At 40.0% G+C, this 18,555-nt stretch carries 15 protein-coding genes; 2 read left to right on the top strand and 13 right to left on the bottom strand.

What is annotated here, in order from left to right; genetic code table 11:
* The 6 genes from GXZ17_RS03000 to GXZ17_RS02975 form a co-directional block, all read right to left on the bottom strand.
* Positions 1 to 251: SDR family NAD(P)-dependent oxidoreductase (locus GXZ17_RS03000; protein ID WP_409375807.1), on the bottom strand; the 251-nt coding region annotated here is incomplete at its 3' end.
* 24 nt (positions 252 to 275) lie between these two features.
* The gene (locus GXZ17_RS02995) at positions 276 to 1,208 is read right to left on the bottom strand and encodes an ABC transporter permease (protein ID WP_409375806.1); all 933 of its coding nucleotides are present in this window, start codon (positions 1,206 to 1,208) and stop codon (positions 276 to 278) included.
* A gap of 40 nt (positions 1,209 to 1,248) precedes the next feature.
* Positions 1,249 to 2,760: a sugar ABC transporter ATP-binding protein gene (locus GXZ17_RS02990; protein ID WP_409375805.1), complete on the bottom strand. Its 1,512-nt coding sequence runs from the start codon at positions 2,758 to 2,760 to the stop codon at positions 1,249 to 1,251.
* A gap of 41 nt (positions 2,761 to 2,801) precedes the next feature.
* Positions 2,802 to 3,791: an ABC transporter permease gene (locus tag GXZ17_RS02985; RefSeq protein ID WP_409375804.1), complete on the bottom strand. Its 990-nt coding sequence runs from the start codon at positions 3,789 to 3,791 to the stop codon at positions 2,802 to 2,804.
* Between the two features lie 74 nt (positions 3,792 to 3,865).
* The gene (locus GXZ17_RS02980) at positions 3,866 to 4,906 is read right to left on the bottom strand and encodes a sugar ABC transporter substrate-binding protein (RefSeq protein ID WP_409375803.1); all 1,041 of its coding nucleotides are present in this window, start codon (positions 4,904 to 4,906) and stop codon (positions 3,866 to 3,868) included.
* Between the two features lie 767 nt (positions 4,907 to 5,673).
* Positions 5,674 to 6,615: a class II fructose-bisphosphate aldolase gene (locus tag GXZ17_RS02975; protein WP_409375802.1), complete on the bottom strand. Its 942-nt coding sequence runs from the start codon at positions 6,613 to 6,615 to the stop codon at positions 5,674 to 5,676.
* Positions 6,616 to 6,711: 96 nt separating this feature from the next.
* Between GXZ17_RS02975 and GXZ17_RS02970 the strand changes: the two genes are divergently transcribed.
* Both GXZ17_RS02970 and GXZ17_RS02965 read left to right on the top strand, forming a co-directional pair.
* Positions 6,712 to 7,671 (top strand): NAD-dependent epimerase/dehydratase family protein, encoded by a 960-nt coding sequence (locus GXZ17_RS02970; protein WP_409375801.1) that lies wholly within the window; start codon positions 6,712 to 6,714, stop codon positions 7,669 to 7,671.
* A complete protein-coding gene (locus tag GXZ17_RS02965; RefSeq protein ID WP_409375800.1) occupies positions 7,672 to 9,036 on the top strand; it encodes a phosphomannomutase/phosphoglucomutase in 1,365 nt (454 codons plus the stop codon).
* Here GXZ17_RS02965 and GXZ17_RS02960 read toward each other — a convergent pair.
* From GXZ17_RS02960 to GXZ17_RS02930, 7 genes are all read right to left on the bottom strand, one after another.
* On the bottom strand, positions 9,033 to 9,536 hold the full coding sequence (locus GXZ17_RS02960; RefSeq protein ID WP_409375799.1) for an ECF transporter S component: 504 nt from the start codon (positions 9,534 to 9,536) through the stop codon (positions 9,033 to 9,035). The two genes, GXZ17_RS02965 and GXZ17_RS02960, sit on opposite strands and share 4 nt — an antisense overlap.
* 76 nt (positions 9,537 to 9,612) lie before the next feature.
* A complete protein-coding gene (locus GXZ17_RS02955) occupies positions 9,613 to 9,966 on the bottom strand; it encodes a HEPN domain-containing protein (protein WP_409375798.1) in 354 nt (117 codons plus the stop codon).
* Positions 9,967 to 10,040: 74 nt separating this feature from the next.
* A complete protein-coding gene (locus GXZ17_RS02950; RefSeq protein ID WP_409375797.1) occupies positions 10,041 to 10,643 on the bottom strand; it encodes a plasmid pRiA4b ORF-3 family protein in 603 nt (200 codons plus the stop codon).
* 1,232 nt (positions 10,644 to 11,875) lie between these two features.
* Positions 11,876 to 14,209, bottom strand: coding sequence for an ATP-binding protein (locus GXZ17_RS02945; protein WP_409375796.1), 2,334 nt, complete (start codon positions 14,207 to 14,209; stop codon positions 11,876 to 11,878).
* The gene (locus GXZ17_RS02940; RefSeq protein WP_409375795.1) at positions 14,206 to 15,267 is read right to left on the bottom strand and encodes an exonuclease SbcCD subunit D; all 1,062 of its coding nucleotides are present in this window, start codon (positions 15,265 to 15,267) and stop codon (positions 14,206 to 14,208) included. The genes GXZ17_RS02945 and GXZ17_RS02940 overlap by 4 nt, the downstream gene beginning before the upstream one ends.
* Positions 15,268 to 16,038: 771 nt before the next feature.
* Complete coding sequence (locus GXZ17_RS02935; RefSeq protein ID WP_409375794.1) at positions 16,039 to 18,114, bottom strand: FAD-dependent oxidoreductase; 2,076 nt, start codon at positions 18,112 to 18,114, stop codon at positions 16,039 to 16,041.
* A 254-nt stretch (positions 18,115 to 18,368) separates the two neighbouring features.
* Positions 18,369 to 18,555 (bottom strand): hypothetical protein (locus GXZ17_RS02930; RefSeq protein WP_409375793.1); only part of this gene is annotated, 187 nt, incomplete at its 5' end.

Below are 18,555 nucleotides of genomic sequence, written 5' to 3'. Positions count from 1 at the left end.
CCAAACTCTTTTTCTATTTCCTTTACAAAGTTATTGATATCCTCTGCTTTAGATACATCAGCTCTAACTCCTACAGCTTTCACTCCATATTCCCGGGAGATAGTTTGTGCTGCTTCCCTCACTCTTTCTTCTCCTCGAGCACAGAGAGCTAAATGCACTCCTTCCCGAGCAAAAGCTTGAGCTACGGCATATCCAATTCCGATACTGCCTCCGGTTATTACTGCTATTTTATTTTTAAGACCTAAATCCAAGAATAAAACCTCCCTTGTTTTCAATCATTTTACTACTTTTATTTTAGTCCGATCTAAAGTTAAAATAACTGCCACCATAGTAATGATACCAGTTATTATCATCTGATAATATACATCTATCCCCACTACATACAAACCATTACCCACCAAAGTAATGATTAAAGTCCCAAGCAGGGTGTTAAATACACCCCCTACTCCACCAGTCAAAGCAGTACCCCCTACTACCACTGCAGCAATTACCTGAAGCTGATAAGGTGTTCCAATAGTGGGGTCTCCACTCAGCATTCGAGAAACTAAAACTATGGAGGCTAAAGCTGCCGAAAGTCCAGATAGAGCAAAACAGAAAATTTTAGTACGGTCTACTTTAATCCCACTTAACAAAGTAGCTCTTTCTGAATGCCCGATAGCCGCTACATATTTACCAAAAGGAGTAGAATTTTGAATCAGAAAAAAAATACCAAAAAGAACAAAAGCCAATAAATGTGAACCCTTAATTGGTCCTAACTCAAAAGTCAAAGGATTAAGAAGAGATAAAGCTTGAGGACGCAACCCAATGGGACGACCACCAGAAACTATTAAGGCTAGGCTAGCAAATACCCCGGAAGTTCCAAAAGTTCCAATAAAGGAAGGAATTTTAAGTTTGGTAAAAACTAAGCCATTGGCCATTCCCAAAAGGAAACCCAAACCAATGGTAATAAAATATGCCCAAAAACCAAAATAATTAAGAGCTAAAACAAAAACAACAGTAAAAAGAGAGAGCATCCCTCCTACAGATAAGTCTATGCTCCCAATCATAATTACAAAAGTTAAACCGATGGCTGCTATAAAATAAGTAGCAGCATAATCCAGAAGAGTTCCAATATTATATCTAGAGAGGAAAGCTTGAGGACTAGAAAAAGCCAAAACAGCAAAAAGAACGGCAACTACACTTAGAGCTAACAATTTCCCTTTATCCACTTTCGTCCTCCTTATAAATTTATCCTGAAAATCACTCAAACTACACTACATATTGTATTAAATCAGAAGGAGCAGGTTTAGACTCGGTGGCATCCAACACACCGCTTATTCTCCCATCTTTCATGACTATAATCCGATTGGCCAAACCGATATCTTCTTCAAAGCTATCTCCCATGACAATCATAGCCATTCCATTTTCCGCCATTTCTCTGATGAGAGCGTAAATTTCGTGTTTTGCCCCTACATCCACTCCTCGAGTAGGATGAGACATAATGAGAACCTTAACTTGAGAAAGCAGCCATTTAGCTATTACTACTTTCTGTTGATTACCTCCACTTAAGTTAAAACACAAAACCGATGGAGAAGGAGCTTTAATCCGTAGCTTATTTATCATTTCCTGTGAAAGACGAAATTGTTCTTTTCGCTTGACTAAAAAACCCCAAACTAAACGATGAACAATAGGCAATGTAATATTTTCAAATATAGGAAGATGTAAAATCAGTCCTTCATTTCGTCGGTCTTCTGAAATATATCCAATACCTAAAGCGAAAGCCTGGTCAGGAGAATTAATGTTTACCCTTTCCCTTTCCATCCAAATTTCTCCAGAATCAAGTTTGACTTCACCATAAAGGGCTCGGCATAGCTCTTCCTTACCCGAACCTACCGTTCCACACAAGCTCAGTATTTCACCCTGGTGCAACCTAAAAGAAATATCATAAAAAGCATCTCTTTTAGTACAGTTTCTTAGTTCCAAAACAACCTTTTCTGCTGGTTCCCTTTGTTTTGATGCTAAATAATACTCCTCATGTAATTCTCGTCCTACCATTCTAGAGCGCAAAAGCTCTTCAGAAACTTCCTCATGAAAGAAACATCCAGCATTTTGACCATCTTTTAGAACATAAACTCGGTCACAAAGTTCAACTACTTCTTTCAATCGATGAGAAATATAAATGAAAGAAACTCTCTTCTTCAACTCCCTGAGTTTATTAAACAGCCTTTCAATTTCTTCTTCTTCCAAAACAGTAGTGGGTTCGTCCAGAATAATAATGGGGTAATCAACTCGAGCCTGACGAGCTAGCCAGATGTTTCGAGCAATCTCTACCATTTGCCGCTCCATAAAATTTAGTTCATGGACATAAACCTGAGGAGATAATTCTAACCCTACTTCCTCAAGAATTTTTGTTGCTTCCTGCATCATTAGTTTTTGGTCTAAAGTTCCCCTACGAACAAAAAACTTCTCTCGCCCTAAAAAAAGGTTCTCATAAACTCGCATATTGGGCAACACTGCTTGTTCTTGAAAAACCATCCCAATTCCCAACGCTCGAGCATCATTAGGATTTTTAATCCCCACCTTTTGCCCGCGAAGAAAGATTTCTCCTTTATCAGCCCTATAAACACCGGCCAAAATTTTCACTAAAGTACTTTTTCCCGCTCCGTTTTCTCCCACTAAACCAACAATTTCATTAGGAAAAACTTCTATATTTACATCCTCCAGGGCTCGAACTCCAGGGAAAGTTTTAGAAATATTCTCCATTCTCAAGACTGGCTCCATAAGTTTGAACCTCCCAATGCTTATTTAACCAAAATTCAAAGTCATTTCATTATTTTTATCTTTTCCCTATCAATAGTCAAAGCGACTGTAGCAATCAATACCACTCCAATAATCCCCTCTTGAACATACGGGCTTATCCCCATCAAAACCATTCCATTGCGCAAAATAGTTAGAATGAAGGCTCCAATAATAGCTCGAGGAATATTTCCTACTCCACCAGTAATAGCAATACCTCCCAAAACGCATGCACATATAGAATCAAAAGTAAAACCCAAAGGAGCAGTAATATCTCCTGAGCCCAAGCGCGCTGTAAGCAGAGCCCCGACTATCCCATATAGAATTCCTCCAATTAAAAAAGCTTTGGTTTTAATTTTAGAAGTAGGTACCCCCAGGTCTTGAACAATAGTCTCATCTCCTCCCAAAGCCAAAACATACCGACCAAAAGCCGTCCTTTCACTAATAAACCAGATTACAAAGAATAAACCGAGAGCCAAAATAAAAGGAAAAGGTAAAAATCCAACCTTACCAAGACTTAATAGACGAAAGTTCCAATCGGTAATCACTACCGGGTTACCCCGAGTGATTAAAACTCCAAGACCAGTGGTAATGTAGCCAATACCCAAAGTAACCATAAAAGAAGGAATTTTAAAGCGAGAAAGTATGAAACCGTTCAAAAAACCAAAACCACCTCCCACTAACCCGCAAATAATTAAAGCTAAAAAACCAAAATCATTAGAGTTAGAAAAGTTCTTTACTAATAAACTTGCTACTACGCTACACAGACCCACTACTCCTTCCACCGAGAGATCGATACTCCCCATCATAAGAATAAAGGCCAGAGAAAGCGAAGTTATCACAAGTAAAGAAGCCAAATCCAGAATATTAAACAAATTAGAAAGAGTGAAGAAACGAGGATTTAATAAACTAAAAAATATAACTAAAATGATTAAAGCCAGTAAGGAAGGATTTGCTCCTATTCCACTCAACCAAGTTTTTTCACTATCAGATAAAACAGCCGTTTTGCTTTCCACGTCTCTTTTATTCCCCCTTAAGAAATTTAGCCCGGAGAAGATTCTCCGGGCTAAATAAAATTATAAAGTTATTACTATTCTCTTATACCTCGCACCCATTTTCCCCAGTAGTCATTCCAATCATATTCTGGAGTACCTTCCACATAATTCTCAATATACCAATCGATATTTTCTTGAGTAATCAAAATACTCTCAGCAATCCACTCTCTTTTGTTTTCTGGTAATTCTTCGATTTTAATTTTACCCTGTTTAACTGCCAAAGGAATAGATAGTCCCATTCCTCCCTGCCAGAAACCATCCCACGATACAGTAGCAACTGCCTCTCCGTTTTTAATGGCGGTTATCATCTCTGGAATGCCATCAACTCCGGATACCGGTACTTTGCCTATCAATTCACGCGCGCGCAAAGCTTCTAAAGCTCCAATAGCCATAGCATCATTGGCACACCATATCGCCTTTATATCGGGATTAGCTATCAAAGCATTAGAAACTTGGTTATAAGCTTTTGTTTTTTCCCAATCAGCTGCCTGCCAACCCACTAATTCAATTTCTGGATATTCAGCCAATGCTTTTTGAAAACCTTCCCAGCGCTCAATTGTGGAACTATTCCCAAGCAATCCTTGCAAGGCGAAAACTTTGCCTGAACCACCAATGCTATCAAATAGGATTTTGGCGGTATTATATCCAGAAACACGGTTATCAAAGGTAACATGGCATACCCAATATTTGTAATCAGAAACTTTGACATCGTCAGGCTTATTCCACCAAGTCACAAAGTAAACTCCACTTTTTTCCAGCTCATTTGCGATAGCAGGTGTATCAGTAGCCTGGTTGGGATCGATAGAAAAAACTACATTACCCTGGGAACGGGCCACCAGAGCTTTTATATCATTCAACTGCTTCTCGCTCGACCCTTCACAAGTTTGAATTACGTTGTATTCTTCCCAACCCAGAGATTTAGCAAAAGCAGTAGCTCCCTCAGCCCATACTGCGTGGTAGGGGTTAGACAAACTTCTGATGGCTGTACCCAAGTAAACTGGTTCTTCCTGAGCAATAGCACTAAAACCTGCGGCGACCATTCCTAATATAATAGCTAAACAAAGCAACCTCTTCATAAAGCAACTTGCCTCCCTTCTCTTGACACATAAAAGTTAATCAAATAATAACCTTTAACACATTTAAAAACTAAGCTTGAAAAATGATTATTCCATTTACACATAAACTAATTTGTACTAGCTAGCTTTAACTTATATTTTACCACCTCCTTCGATTAGACAAATACATTAAATGGTAATTACCACTAACAGTCAATCTATCACAGCCCCCTTTGAAAGTCAATGTAAAGCCAGCTCCGAAGCTGAAGTAGAGGAATTTATCAATCAATACCACACTCCAAAAGATGAGGGAGGACGCCGAGCTATTGTTCGTAATGGTTATCTACCAGAGAGATATTCTTACTGGATTAGGCTCAATCCCGGCGTCCGTCCACGAGTAAAAGATCGCCGTAAAGAAGTAAGTAGAGAGTTCAGTTTACTTCTAGCATCCTCCCTAAATCTTTCGAAAGACCAAAAAGTGTGGAAGAGCAAGAAAACCCTATAAGCTCACATTGTCCATATAATAGTATCTCCGGATTCATTGGCTCTGTCACTTTATGCTTTTCCTCCCCGAAGAGGATAGTTTTTTTGAGCCATTCTTACTTTACTTTTAACTCTCCATTTGTCTTTACTCTTTTATCACTAAATATTGAAGGTAATTCTTCAAGTAGTTGTTTCTTCCATTTCGTTATCTTGCGAGGATGCGTCCCATATTCACTGAATGATCTTACAGTCTTATTGCTCTGCCCAGTTTTCGGAGTCCATTATGGTAACCTCATATATCCCTTTTATAGTTTTTTAGAAAGAATATGTACCGAGCCCTCTATTTCATAGTAGGAAGTTATCAGCTCTTTAACTTTTTCCTTCGTCTCTTTCTGAGCTTCTTCTATATTAGAATTTTCCCCTAAACCTCTCTCATAAGCCTGGCGGATTTCAGTTCCTATATTAATCTTGGTAATACCGTTTTTAATCGCTTCTAAAACGTATTCTCTTTTAATTCCCGAACCTCCATGAAGAACCAGGGGAATCCCGGTCACTCGTGCAATTTGTTGTAGATGTTGGATATTCAATCGAGCTTCCACTTTCTTCTGGTCTTTTGCCGCGCCGGTGATTGCTCCATGAATATTACCAATAGCCACCGAAAGCCAGTCTACGCCAGTTTCTTGAACAAAACGTTGAGCATCTTCAGGAGAAGTAAATCCTTGCCCGCTCTGAAAAAGCTCCTCATAAGGAGGAAGAGGGCCTTTTTCGTGTCCCAGAACTGAGCCCAATTCTCCCTCTACACAAACTCCACGACGATGAGAAATCATCACCGTTTCTCGAGTAACCCGGATGTTTTCATCCAAAGGCAAGCGAGAGCCATCAATCATCACTGAGTGATATCCCAGAGAAAGAGCCTCTTCGATGAGCGACTTCCAGTCTACCTTTTCTCCTTCCTCATCTATCACCGGGACATGGTCCTGATGGAGTCGGCTAAAAGCAAGGTCTCCAAAGCGCTCATATTCCTCTTTTACCGCTTGAAAACTCTTTGCTCCAAAACGAGTGATATCAGGACGAGAAACCTCTAAAAGAGCAAAGGGCTCGGTCTCTCGTAATGCCTCCATAATAGCCTCCACCATGGGAAGATAAGCAACATTAAAAGCAGGGATTAACACCTGGTTTTCATAGGCCACCTCCATTATTCGGGAAAGAGATGCTTTTTCTAACTTTTCTCTCCAGTTTTCCTCCAAGATTATCGCTCTCCTTTCTTTTATTAACTATTTTTAATTAACTACCTTTTAAATATAACTATAAAAGGATAAAATGATAAAGTAAAGGAGGAAAATATGAAAAGGAAAAAAGTTCTGGTTATAGGAGGCACGGGGCATATTGGTAGTTATCTAATCCCCTCTCTGGTCGCTAAAGACTATGAGGTGGTGGTATTTTCCAGAGGAAAAACCGCTGCCTACCCGGAAGGTTTCTGGGAAAAAGAGATAAAGATGGTAACAGTGGATAGAGAAAAAGAGGAGAGAACTGGCCGCTGGCCAGAGTTGATAGAAGAAACAGGAGCAGACATTATAGTAGATATTATCTGTTTTGAACCGGAGAGCGCTCAAATTCTTATAGACGCTCTAACTGGAAAAGATGTTCACCTTCTTTCCTGCGGTACAGTGTGGGTATATGGCAAAACCAGAATAGTTCCCACTCCTGAAAGCGCTCCTCGGTTTCCCGAAAACGATTATGCTCGTAAAAAGGCCATAATAGAGAGCAAGCTTTTGCAGGCTACACGAGAGGGCAAGGTTAAGGCTACCGTCATCCACCCCGGACATATTACCGGTCCAGGAAAAACTTTTGTTACTCCTTTTGGAGACCATAATCCAGAAAATCTACAAAAAATAATCGATGGAGAAGAAATTTATCTGCTGGATGGAGGGTTCTCCACCCTTCACCATGTTCACCCTCAAGATGTGGCCTCTCTTTTTCTAAGGGCTATAGAAAAAGAAACCAGAGCTATTGGAGAAAGCTTCAACTGCGGAGCTTCTGAAGCTATGACCTTTTGGGGATTGGGAGAATACTTCGCCTCTCTTTTTGGAAAAGAATTTTATTTTCAAAATATTTCTTTAGAAGAATACACTGAGAAATTTGGTTATCCCGAAGAAGCTGCTCAACACGTCCGACAGGGTTGCTGTGTATCCATGTTAAAAGCTCAAGAAGTTTTAAATTTCACTCCCCGTTATTCGGCAAGAGAAGCAGTAGCTCTGGCTACTGATGATTTAATAAAAAAAGGAATACTAAAGGTGAATTGAATGAGTATTTTTAAAGAGTGTGATATCAGAGGAATTTTCCCTGCAGAAATCGACGAAGAAAAAACTTATCTCATCGGGAGAGCTTTTGCCTCACTGCTTCCTGCAGGTTCCAGAATAGTAGTGGGAGGAGATGTGCGGAAAAGTACTCCTCTCCTTAAAGAAGCCCTTATCAAGGGACTTTTAGAAAGTGGAGGAGAAGTAGTTGATCTGGGGGTTGTCCCTACCCCTCTTTTATACTTTGCTGTAGAAAAGCTACAAGGAGAAGGAGGGATTATGGTTACCGCAAGCCACAATCCTCCAGAATATAACGGGCTTAAAATCACCTGGGGGGACACCCCTCCTGCTCCTGAGGATATTACCAATTTAGCTAAAAAAGTTAAAGAAAAAAACTTTCGCTGTAGCGAAAAAGGAAAGAGAGCCATCCAGAATTTAGATAGAGAATATCTCGATTCTCTCTCCTCTCTCGTTCCTCTGCCCCACCGCCCATTGCGGGTAGTGGTGGATTGTGGTAGTGGATGCTACTCTGACCTTGCCCCTCAATTTTTAAGGAATTTGGGTTATGAGGTAATTCCTCTTTTCTGTGAAAAAGATGGATCTTTCCCTTATCGTTCTCCTAATCCTTCTAAAAAAGACAATCTAATTGTTCTTTCTCACAAAATAAGAGAAGAAAGAGCAGATTCAGGAATAGCATTTGATGGGGATGGGGATCGAGTAGTGTTCGCAGATGAGAAGGGAAAAATTTTAAAAGGAGAAGAAGGAATTATTTTTTTCCTTCGAAACACCTTGCCCCACCTTCCCGGGGGAGAAAAATTTATCTATGACTTAAAATGTTCTCAGATTGTCCCTCAAGAGGTAAAAAGAATGGGAGGTATACCTATTCCGGAGCGTTCTGGGCATGCTCATATTAAAAGGCGCCTCCTCCGGGAAAATGCCTTTATGGCAGGGGAAATCAGCGGTCATTACTTTTTCCGGGAACTAAAAAGAGATGATGGGCTATATGCTGCAGCTCTATTCCTTTATTATCTTTCCCGAACACCATACCCTCTTTCTCAAATAAGGGAAACTTTCCCTCCTTCTCATATCACTCCCGACATTCGGATTGCTGCTAAAGGGAGAGAAGACCTGCTCCCTCTCGTGGAAAATTCACTTTCAGGAGGAGAAGTGTCCTATCTCGATGGAATAAGAGTAGAGTGGGAAGAAGGATGGGCAATGATTCGCAAATCAGTTACCGAACCAGTATACACCCTTCGCTTTGAGGGAAAAACCTCTCAAGATATTCCCCGCTTAGTTCATCGTTTTCTGCGGTCTCTACCTGAGGTAGAAGAAGAAGTTCTCCGCCATATAAAAAAGCAGGAAAGAAACTAAATGCTATGGAAAATAGATTTCTCCCCTCTGCGGATGGCATATACTACAAGAGAGGATAGAAGAACCGCGCTTCCAGCTTGCACTAAGTTGCCCGGGATTTCCACTATTGCCACACCAGGTCCATAAAGAAGAGAGCCAGCCAAAAAATATCCTCCCACCATCTCTAAACCAGCCAGAGATAAAAAGAGAATCCGTTTAGGGAGATTTTGCTCCCGGCTGGCAAAAGCTCCCACCAAGAAACCTTCTATCCCTTTAATTATCAGAGTAAACGGAGCCCAGTGAGCATACCCGGTCAGAAGGTCAGCTAAAGCAGAGCCTAATCCTCCAGCCAAAGCCCCCACTCGAGTTCCCCAGAGCAGGGCAAAAACAAATATTAAGGTATCTCCCAGATTTATATATCCTCGAGTCTGAGGAATAGGAATCTGCAAACTCATAGTGGCTATAGCCACTAACGCGATAGCTATAGCTGAATAAGTCAAAGTACGAGTTGACTCTCTCATCGCATTTCAATCTCCTTTTCGCGGTTCATCTATCTGGCTATTTTATCACAGCTACCATTAACAGGGAAATGACAGATTATTTCTCTCCCTTTGTCTGTAACCACTCTTCAAGATCATTCTTTGACTTTTGGACAAAATCACCTGCTTCTTCTAAAAACTCTTTTACTTCTTCCTCATTTAAGATAAAGCCTGCCCCATTATCCATAAGTAATATCTGATCATGAATATCCTTAAACTTTTTTTCTACATCTCGGTTAAGCACTTCTATTTCCATTTTGCTAAAACGCCCCTCGAATAAGCTCAGTGACGCCTTTATTGAAAGGACCATGGCATGATAACTTTTTGAAAAACAGGAATAGTAATCTCCCATATTCAGGTCATGTCTGGCAGCAATTAATAATTTCTCTGCCTCTTTTATGAAATCTCTCATCTCTTTTCCCCGCTATTCATACCTTTATACCCTCTCTTTGCCCTTTTGTTAAGTTATGTGGGTTATTGTTCCTATTATTCCCATAAATATTTTCGACGTTCATCAGGGTCTTCAAATATAACTTCTTCCGGATTAAAATATTCAGGGTCAAATTCTCCACCAATCCATTCTAACATTATACTGTGTTCCTCATGTTCAGGATTTCTTATAGCCTCTAAAAATTCTTCATATCCCCATACGCCTCCACAATCTTCAGGAGGACAGGCTCTTTTGCCGGCTATGCATACAGGATACTTAATATTTTTCTCCCGAGGAAGTATTTTTTCTAATTCTATCTTATGTTCCCAATCATCTCCAAAATCATAAACATAACTTGCCACCCTGTTTTCCATAGAAAACCAGTTAGCAATCTTCTGCTTTTCTTCCGGGATAATTTGTTGCCCAAAAACCTCAGCTTCTTCAGTTGGAGTTCCTATCCTCACCTTTTCTCCTGTAGAAGGAGAGACCATTTCAAATTCATGAAGATGGGCATCTTCCCAGCCCATTGCATCTTGAATAGCCACATGTAAGTCCCAAAAGGTATAAGTTTCCGGAACTTGTATTCTCCGCCAGATTGGTGGTCTGATACCCTTGAGAGTAATCTTGAACTGATACACTCTATCAAATTTCTTTTTCACTGAAGGTTCTCCCTATTTTTAAATTGTTACATATTTTACTGACGTTTCCTAGATTTGTGAAGTCTAGCTTTACAGAATTAGAACAAAATAAAACGAGCCACCTGCCCCCTCATTATTTACAGGTCATAACGAGTCCGAGCCATCCATTAATTGAGCAATATTATAAATTTTCTCAATGCAATCGTAAACAGAATAATACAGTAGACTATAAAGGGGAAAAGAATTTCCCTTTATCAACCCCTTGCTTTTACCATCACCCCTGAACTATTTTCCCCTTACCCTCCTCGGGAGAGGGTTAAGGTGAGGGTGAGGGTGTCTTTTTTTTGTTGTCATTTCTGAATATCTCTATCAGGAATCCAGAACTATAAAGGTTAAATCCACTTATCACCCCCCCTTCTCTTTTGCGAGGAACCTCTTTTCCTGTCATCGCGAGGGTCGCTTATTCGTCTCCCGTGGTGATCTTTCCTTTTTGAGCCTCAACAAACGCTAAAAGTAAGCTACATCGGGTTAAAAACTCGGGATTGCCGCGTAAGCGAAAATGCGAACTCGTAATGACTACTTCGGGCAGATGAGCAAACGAGGATCATTATGACACACCGGAGGATTGCCTATAATGACACCCCGGGAAATGAGTGGTTAATCCAACATAGCTCTATTTTCTGCTGGCAATTATCTTTTTTGCCATCTCAGATTTCTTTTATCACCCTGTTAAAATGCAGGGAAAGCAATAGTGCTGATATTATCGCTTTCAACATCGAGCACCACTCTTCTGGCGCCTACCTTTTCTGCTCCCATTCCTCTATATCGGGGATGCATGCTATATTGCTGATATAATTATACAATTTTCCAATTGCATTATTGAACTTCATCAGCAGTAAAAGTTTGCCTGAGATGCTGATGCCCATCTTTTTGAGTAATAAAGAACCCGTTCTTAAGTTTTCTCGCGCTTTTATTTCCCAGCCATCTCCCAGCACCATTAACTTCTGCAAAACGAACATGTTTAAAGCTGAAAAGATTAGAATGATGGCAAAATAAATCTTGCAGTATAGTGTCTATTCTCTTTCCCCAGAGCAATGGGAAAAAGGGAGTAGGAATCAACACAAGCTCAGCAAAATAGCTCAAATATGGGAGTGGCTCTCATCAAACACGCACCTCAGGAATTAAAGCACATCCTTTAAACTGCCTAACCTTCTTCCCCCGGTATAGTAAAGCCGATGTAAATCACCTGATATTTAAGCTAATATACCCGGAAGCTCTACATAGTTAATGTTGCCACAGTCTATATCTTCTCTCAAAGCCTCTTTAATCTCCCCTTTGGCGCTGAAGTACATAACCTGCCATCCTAATTCAGTAATTCTCTTTAATGTTTCGATCTGTCTCCGTAGCCTATCCGGGTCTGCTTTTATGAATGGGTCATCCATAATAAAAAATCCTTTTTTATTTTCCAGAAGCCTTTCTCCCAGAGCAAGTCTGATAGAAAAATACAACTGGTCATATGCGCCACCGGATAACTTTTCTGCCTCCAGCATCATATTATCCTTACGCCTGACTTTAATTCTTTCTTCTTCCCGATTGAATACAACTTCTTCATAAAGACCATCAGTTATCTCTCCAAAATATTTTGACGTGGAACTTCCCCTGCCAAAAAGCTCAGAAACCTTTTCTTTTTCTTCTGCTTCTATTTCTTCAAAAATTCTTATAACTTCTAATACATTGCTCCTGTTATTTTCACATTCATCAACAAATTTTTGCAATTCATCTTTAACTGCTTCCAAATCCACTAATGTTTTACAGTGCAGATATTCTTCTTCTAATCGCAGAATTTCGTTCACCTTTCGCTCTATGTCATCCAAATCCTTTCGAATGGCTTTCATAATCTCATTTATGTCCTTTAACTTCTCTTCCAGTTCTGCCTTTTTCTTTCCCAAATCTACTACAGCAGTCTCGCTATATTTCACATTTTTAGCTTTATCCTCGTATATCTCAAGTTTTTCAATTTCTTCGCTCCAGTAAGAAATATTTTCTTCCAAGCTTTTGCCCTTCTCCCCCAGGTGGCTCTTTAAGATGCTTCTTTGCTCTCCTAATAACCTTTCCAGTTTTTGCTTTAACTTGAGCTTCTCGGTGTATTCCTCTAAAGATTCTTCTTTTGATTTTCTTTTTATCTCTTCTATTTTTTCTTCAAGGCTTTTAAGTTTATTCTCTATCTCAGGAATTTTCTTACTTTGCAAATTTTCAATTTTTTCTTCTAAGTTTTCCCTTTTCCTTCTTATGTCTTGTAGCTCTTCAAATTTTCTGTGATAACCCTCATCAAACCTCTGAATATTAAAAAGAATCTTTTCCACACTCTCTGCTTCTATCCCCAATTTTGAAAGAGACAGTTTATTCTTCTCCAGTATCTTCGCAAGTCGAGCTTTTTCCCTTACCAGCCGAAGTTGAAACACTACCGATACTAAAACCAAGACGGAAAACAATATTACCAGAGCATAAAATAACGGCGAAGGGCTGAAAATAACTCCAAGCAAAGATATCCCCAGCAATACTGCGAAAATTATCCCTAATAAAGTGAAAACCTTATCTTTTTCTTGTTGCTCCACTAACTCTACACTTTTATTTTTATAAGCCCTTAACTCCGGTTTAATTTCCTCATCCAGATTTTTCTTTCTCTCAGAAAGAACCCGAAAATCTCTCTCTGCCTCGTCTAACTTCTCGTTTATTATCTTGAACTCTTCTTTACTCTCCTCAAGCTCCTCAGCTACCTTTTTCCTTTCTTCATCAAGAGTCATGATGTCTCTATGGCAATCTCTCCATAATCTTTCATCTTCTTCATTGTAAACTTCCAAGTTTTTGAGCCGCTCCAGAGAGCTTTTAAAATTATCTAATGCCTCTCGTCCCCTTTCGTATTTCTCTCTCTTTCTGGCATCTTCAAATGCTTTCATTTCCCGATCTATTCTTTCTATTTCTTCCTTTAATTCTGCAGATTCTCTTTCAAGTTCGTCAAACCTTTTTTCTTCGGTTTCTTTGCATAGGCTTTTAATTTTCTCTATCAAGTTTTGTGCATCTTCTATTCTTGTTTTTAATTTTTCATCTCTAATATCTCTAAATGCACCCTGAGGGGTTATCTTACCCATTTCTTTGAGAGCCTCTTTTATTCTACGGATTTCTCCTGTTCTAAGACCGGTGAGACGATCCGTCACATCGATATAAAATTTACTCTCTTGAGCAGCGTCACGGGCAATAGACAGGTTGCTATTCCTCACTATGAAAATATTACAGCATTCTGAAGAAGTCAAACCAGCAATCTTTGTTAAGTCTCCTCTTTCTGGAAGCTTAATTTCCTCACCTTTTTCGCTTTCTACGATTACATAACCCTCCGGATTTTCTTCTACCCGATTTATGTGCTCAAACTCCCTGACACTTCGCCCCAACAACATCTTTACCAGGGCATCTATGGTGAGGGTTTTCCCATCCTCATTTTTACCCCAGAACAGATTGAAGCTATGGAGCAATATTCTACCGGTATTGGACAAAGGACCATATCGCATTATTGAGAATTCCTTTACTCTCATAACCTGGCCTCCATCATCGCTTGTATCGTGAGGTCAAGCAATTCTTTTTTCTTCTCTTCGGTAAAAGGAGTCTCCGCGAGCTTGCTCATAAAGCTTTTAAACAAGTCATCTTCAAGTATGGTATACATGTCCCTGAATTCAAGATATTCTTCTACCGGTTTGTCCTTAATGACTTCTTTTATTTGCTCTACAAGCTCAGATTCGCTCATTTCAATCTCTTCACTGTTAATGTATCCCCTAACCGTCAAGATAATACTCGCTTCAGGATGGGATGCCTTAAGTCGTTCCTTTACTATCTCTACCGGATTTTCCCCCATAAAAGGGTCCAGTTCTATGACCACTTCCTCAAAATGAAAAGTATCAAGAGGATGCTCCCTGGGCGGCTGCCCGATTTCAAATATATTTACTTTTCTCCGTCCTGTCTCTCTTTTAGTTATTGATACGGGTGAGCCAGGGTAAACAAAGTAGCCTCCGTTTTCTAACTTCCACATATCAAATCGGGAATGAAAGTGTCCAGCAAGTATGTAATCAAGATTCAAATCTTTGAAGTAAGATAATTTGACCGGCATATATCTCTCTTCACCTTCTTCTCCAAAATCCCTCCTGGAGAAGAAAGCATCAAGCAATTCACCGTGATATAGTAGAATATTCTTCCTGTCTGAAGTTAAATTATTAGCTATAGAACGGAGCTTTTCAACAACCTTTTCCCCCTCCAGGGGTTCAAAAGGTAACCCCCATATCCTTACATCTTTATATTCAAAAGGCTCATTTAAGTCGTTTAAGATAATTGTGTCTTCGCCAAAGTACATACCGCTTTTATATGATTCATCATCGTGGTTTCCAGGAATCAGGACTATTTTAAAACCAGTATTCGAGAAAATTTCCCTTATCTTAGGTCTTAAAGTTTCGGCGTCAATCCCTCTATCAAAAAGGTCACCGCTTATTACAAAAAGCTCAACCTTTTCTGCCTTTCCAATCTCAATCAGCTTTTGAAGCGCCTTCCACCTCTCATCTTCATATTCCCTTAAATGGATATCTGCCGTATGAAGTACTTTCATCTTTTCATCCCCCCTTTCTTCTCAAAATAACCTCATCTGACATCCTAAGTATATACTAAGTTGTGACTCAGCCAAAACCCAGTAGAGAGAAATCCCACTATATTTAATCACAAAACCCATTGCGATGCCCTTCCCCTCTGTGCCCCGGCATTATTAACCTACCCAACCGCTACTGCGAGAAGCAGGCAGCCTGCGGCGCAAGACTAAAAGCATAAAAGATAATAAAATAATTAAACAACTACGATAGAGAAAAATAGAACGGTCCATGACGTAAGATTAAAGAAAAGAAATTAAACAGGTAAAAGACCATTAAGAAAGAGAACACTCCCCTCAGTGCGTGGTAATCTTGCTTTTCTCACTTTCCCGGAGGAAAAACACCCTCACCCTCTCCTCGGGAGAATGTGAGGGAAGGGGAAAAAGAGGTCGAGAGTTTTTGGTTTCCGTCACTACCGAGATCTTCAATCGGGAATCCACCTCTTCCGTCATGCCTGAAATTTAGCGAGGCATCCAAATGCTTTTAATACCGTGGACCCCTGATAGAACCATTCAGGGGTGACGAATTGGGGGATGATAGAGACATTCAGGAATGACGACTTGGGGGTGATAGGGGCAGGCTAAAAACGGCTCGAAAGTTGCCGGGGTGACAGATAAGAAGGGTTACAGAAAGTCTATGCCCCCGGTGGTTTTTGTCTTTTATATTTTTTTTGACTTCTTGCGGGAGTCATAAGGGGTATTTTCCTCCCTTATTGTAAACAACAAACTTTCTGGATACTACAATAGCAATCCACCTTCCCACCCACATATATCATTGGCACAAATAATTCCGGACATTACCACTGCCTCTATTCCCCCTCCCGGGAAAGTTGAGGCACTTGCTAAATACAGACCCTTTAAGGGTGTTTTAAAATAGGGTCTTTTAACTTCTACGGACTGGTCGAAGGAATAAAGAGCGCCTTCAGGCATCAAGGTATATCTCTCCAGAGTTTTTGGCGTTGCTGCATCCTGAACGACTATATGCCCCTTAAGTTCAGGTATAACCTTCTCCGCTTTCTGAATTAGCATCTCTCTCATCTCTTCTTTCTTCTTTACATACTCTTCAGTTCCTCTTTCTGGAAAATCGTGGTAGTTTGCTCCTCTTATCAGGGTAATACTGGATTTACCATCTGGTGCCAAAGTTGGATCAGCATTAGAATTAATGATAATTTCATACCCCTCATCTAAATTCTTAATAAGCGTGGGATAACTCGATAAATCCACATCAGCACCCAAAAATACCATAAAAGCAGAGGGCGACATCTTTAATCCTTTTATATACCTGGTAAACTCCTTGTCCAGAATATCTTCTCCCACCAGCTCTAAAAAGGTAGTTTTAGCGTTGGCATTAGCAACAACTATGGGGGCTTCAAAAGTATTCTCTCCTCTTCTTACCCCTGTAACCTTACCTTTTTCCACCACTATTTTATCTACTTTGTGCCTGGTTAAAACTTCTCCTCCTTGCTCTTCAACAAAATCTCTCAAAGTATTGGCAAACCGTTGTGCACCACCTTTAGGGAAGTAACCTCCATGGAGGTAATAGGAAACACAAGCGGTAAGTGCGCTGCTGGCAGGTGTTTTCTCCGGCTCTGTCCCCACATAACCCAGGAGAGCGCTCATCAGATATTTTAAGTCTTCATCATTAAAGTATTCATCGAGTTTCTCTATATAGGTCTTATTCATCCAGTCATAAAAGAGAGGACACTTTCGAGGATAATCTAAAAGTTCCCTCTCTCCCCAAACTTTCACGATTAATTCTGCAGGCAAGGGAACACCATAAATTTCTGTACCCTGGTAGCATTCTATATAAGCTCGCTCGGCATCACTGAAGAAGGAAGAAATATTATCTTTTTCTTCGGGATGAATGCTGGAGAGCGCATTTGTAAACTCTTCTAAATTGTTAGCGCTAATTTCCTCTCCTTTCAAAATATATCTTGTAGTATTTCGCACAAATAAGTCTTCTCTTTTTAGACCTAATACCTCCAAAAGGCGGGTGACAGGACCCCTCTCCCACAACCCACTTACATCCTCCACCCCGGTATTAAAAACAAACCCTCCTCTTTGAAAAGAAGAACAATAACCACCCACCTGAGAATGCTGCTCCATAACCAGTACTTTATAACCCCTCCGAGAGAGCAAAGCACCACACACCAAGCCAGCAATACCTGAGCCGACGATTATAACATCATATTCATTCTCCCCTTTTGGAATTTTCGGTTCTACTTTCACATTCCAGTCGTATCTTTTAAATTCTTTAGTAGTGAAGTAAGCAGGCGCTTTGATAGGAAAAATTGTGGAGAAAATTATGCCCAGGGCAACCAGAACATTGGAAAATATAACGGTGAAAGGAAAAGAGAAAAATAGGAATATAACCGCATTAGATAGAAAAATACCAGCCCAAACCGCAGTTATCAGGTTATTTATAGCTAAAAAAGATTTGTTCTTCCAGTATGCTTCTGGATAATCTCTTTTTGATACCTGAAGAGTATAAGGTTGTTTTACAATTATGGAAATCAAGGCCATCAAAAATAGAACAAAATATCCCATAAAGCCATTCTGCTCCATAAATACACTCACATTAAAGATAAAAGTAGCAACATTAGCTATACTAAAATAGAGAAGAGAAGTAATATCCATCAAATTGAAGTCTCGTCTCTGGACTTGAGGATTTATGAGAATTAAAGAGATTATTAAGGGGATAAGCACTCCTAAAGTATTTCCCATGCTGCACAGTATCCAGTAAATAATCCAGGGGATAAACGAAATGAGTATATAAAGCATACCCGGTATTTTTATTTTTCTATTTTCTTCCATTTCCCTCTCCTTTTTTATCTATTATACTCAACCGCAAAATCCACGGTAATCTTTCTTCCCCGTCCTTTACTCTTTTCTGTACTCCGGTATTATTGTATGGTAATTCTCCATTCTTGAAAAGCGAGATCACCACGCACAAGGGACACGCAATATTCACAGGCAAAAGAGGTTCTTGTAGTAAATCCAGGTAAGGGTAGGAAAAAGCCCGAAGCCCTTATTGCCTGCTACATGTTGCCAGCAAGCAAACCCCATTTTCAATCCCTGATCGGGATTAAAAGCCTATAAACTCCGGTGGCGCAGATAATCCCAAAAAATGGGAACATTGCTATTGTGAGAAAACCAGCATTGGGCTGCAGGCGCATTATTATGTTCTGTGCTCCAGTATAAAGAGTCAGCGCTATAGCACCACCGACTGCAACCTCAGTAGCAGATGCATTCCTG

This window comes from Candidatus Sordicultor fermentans (genome assembly GCF_012728195.1).
Classification (GTDB): Bacteria; Atribacterota; Atribacteria; order Atribacterales; family Caldatribacteriaceae; genus Sordicultor; species Sordicultor fermentans.
This window is presented reverse-complemented; position numbering and strand designations above follow the sequence as displayed.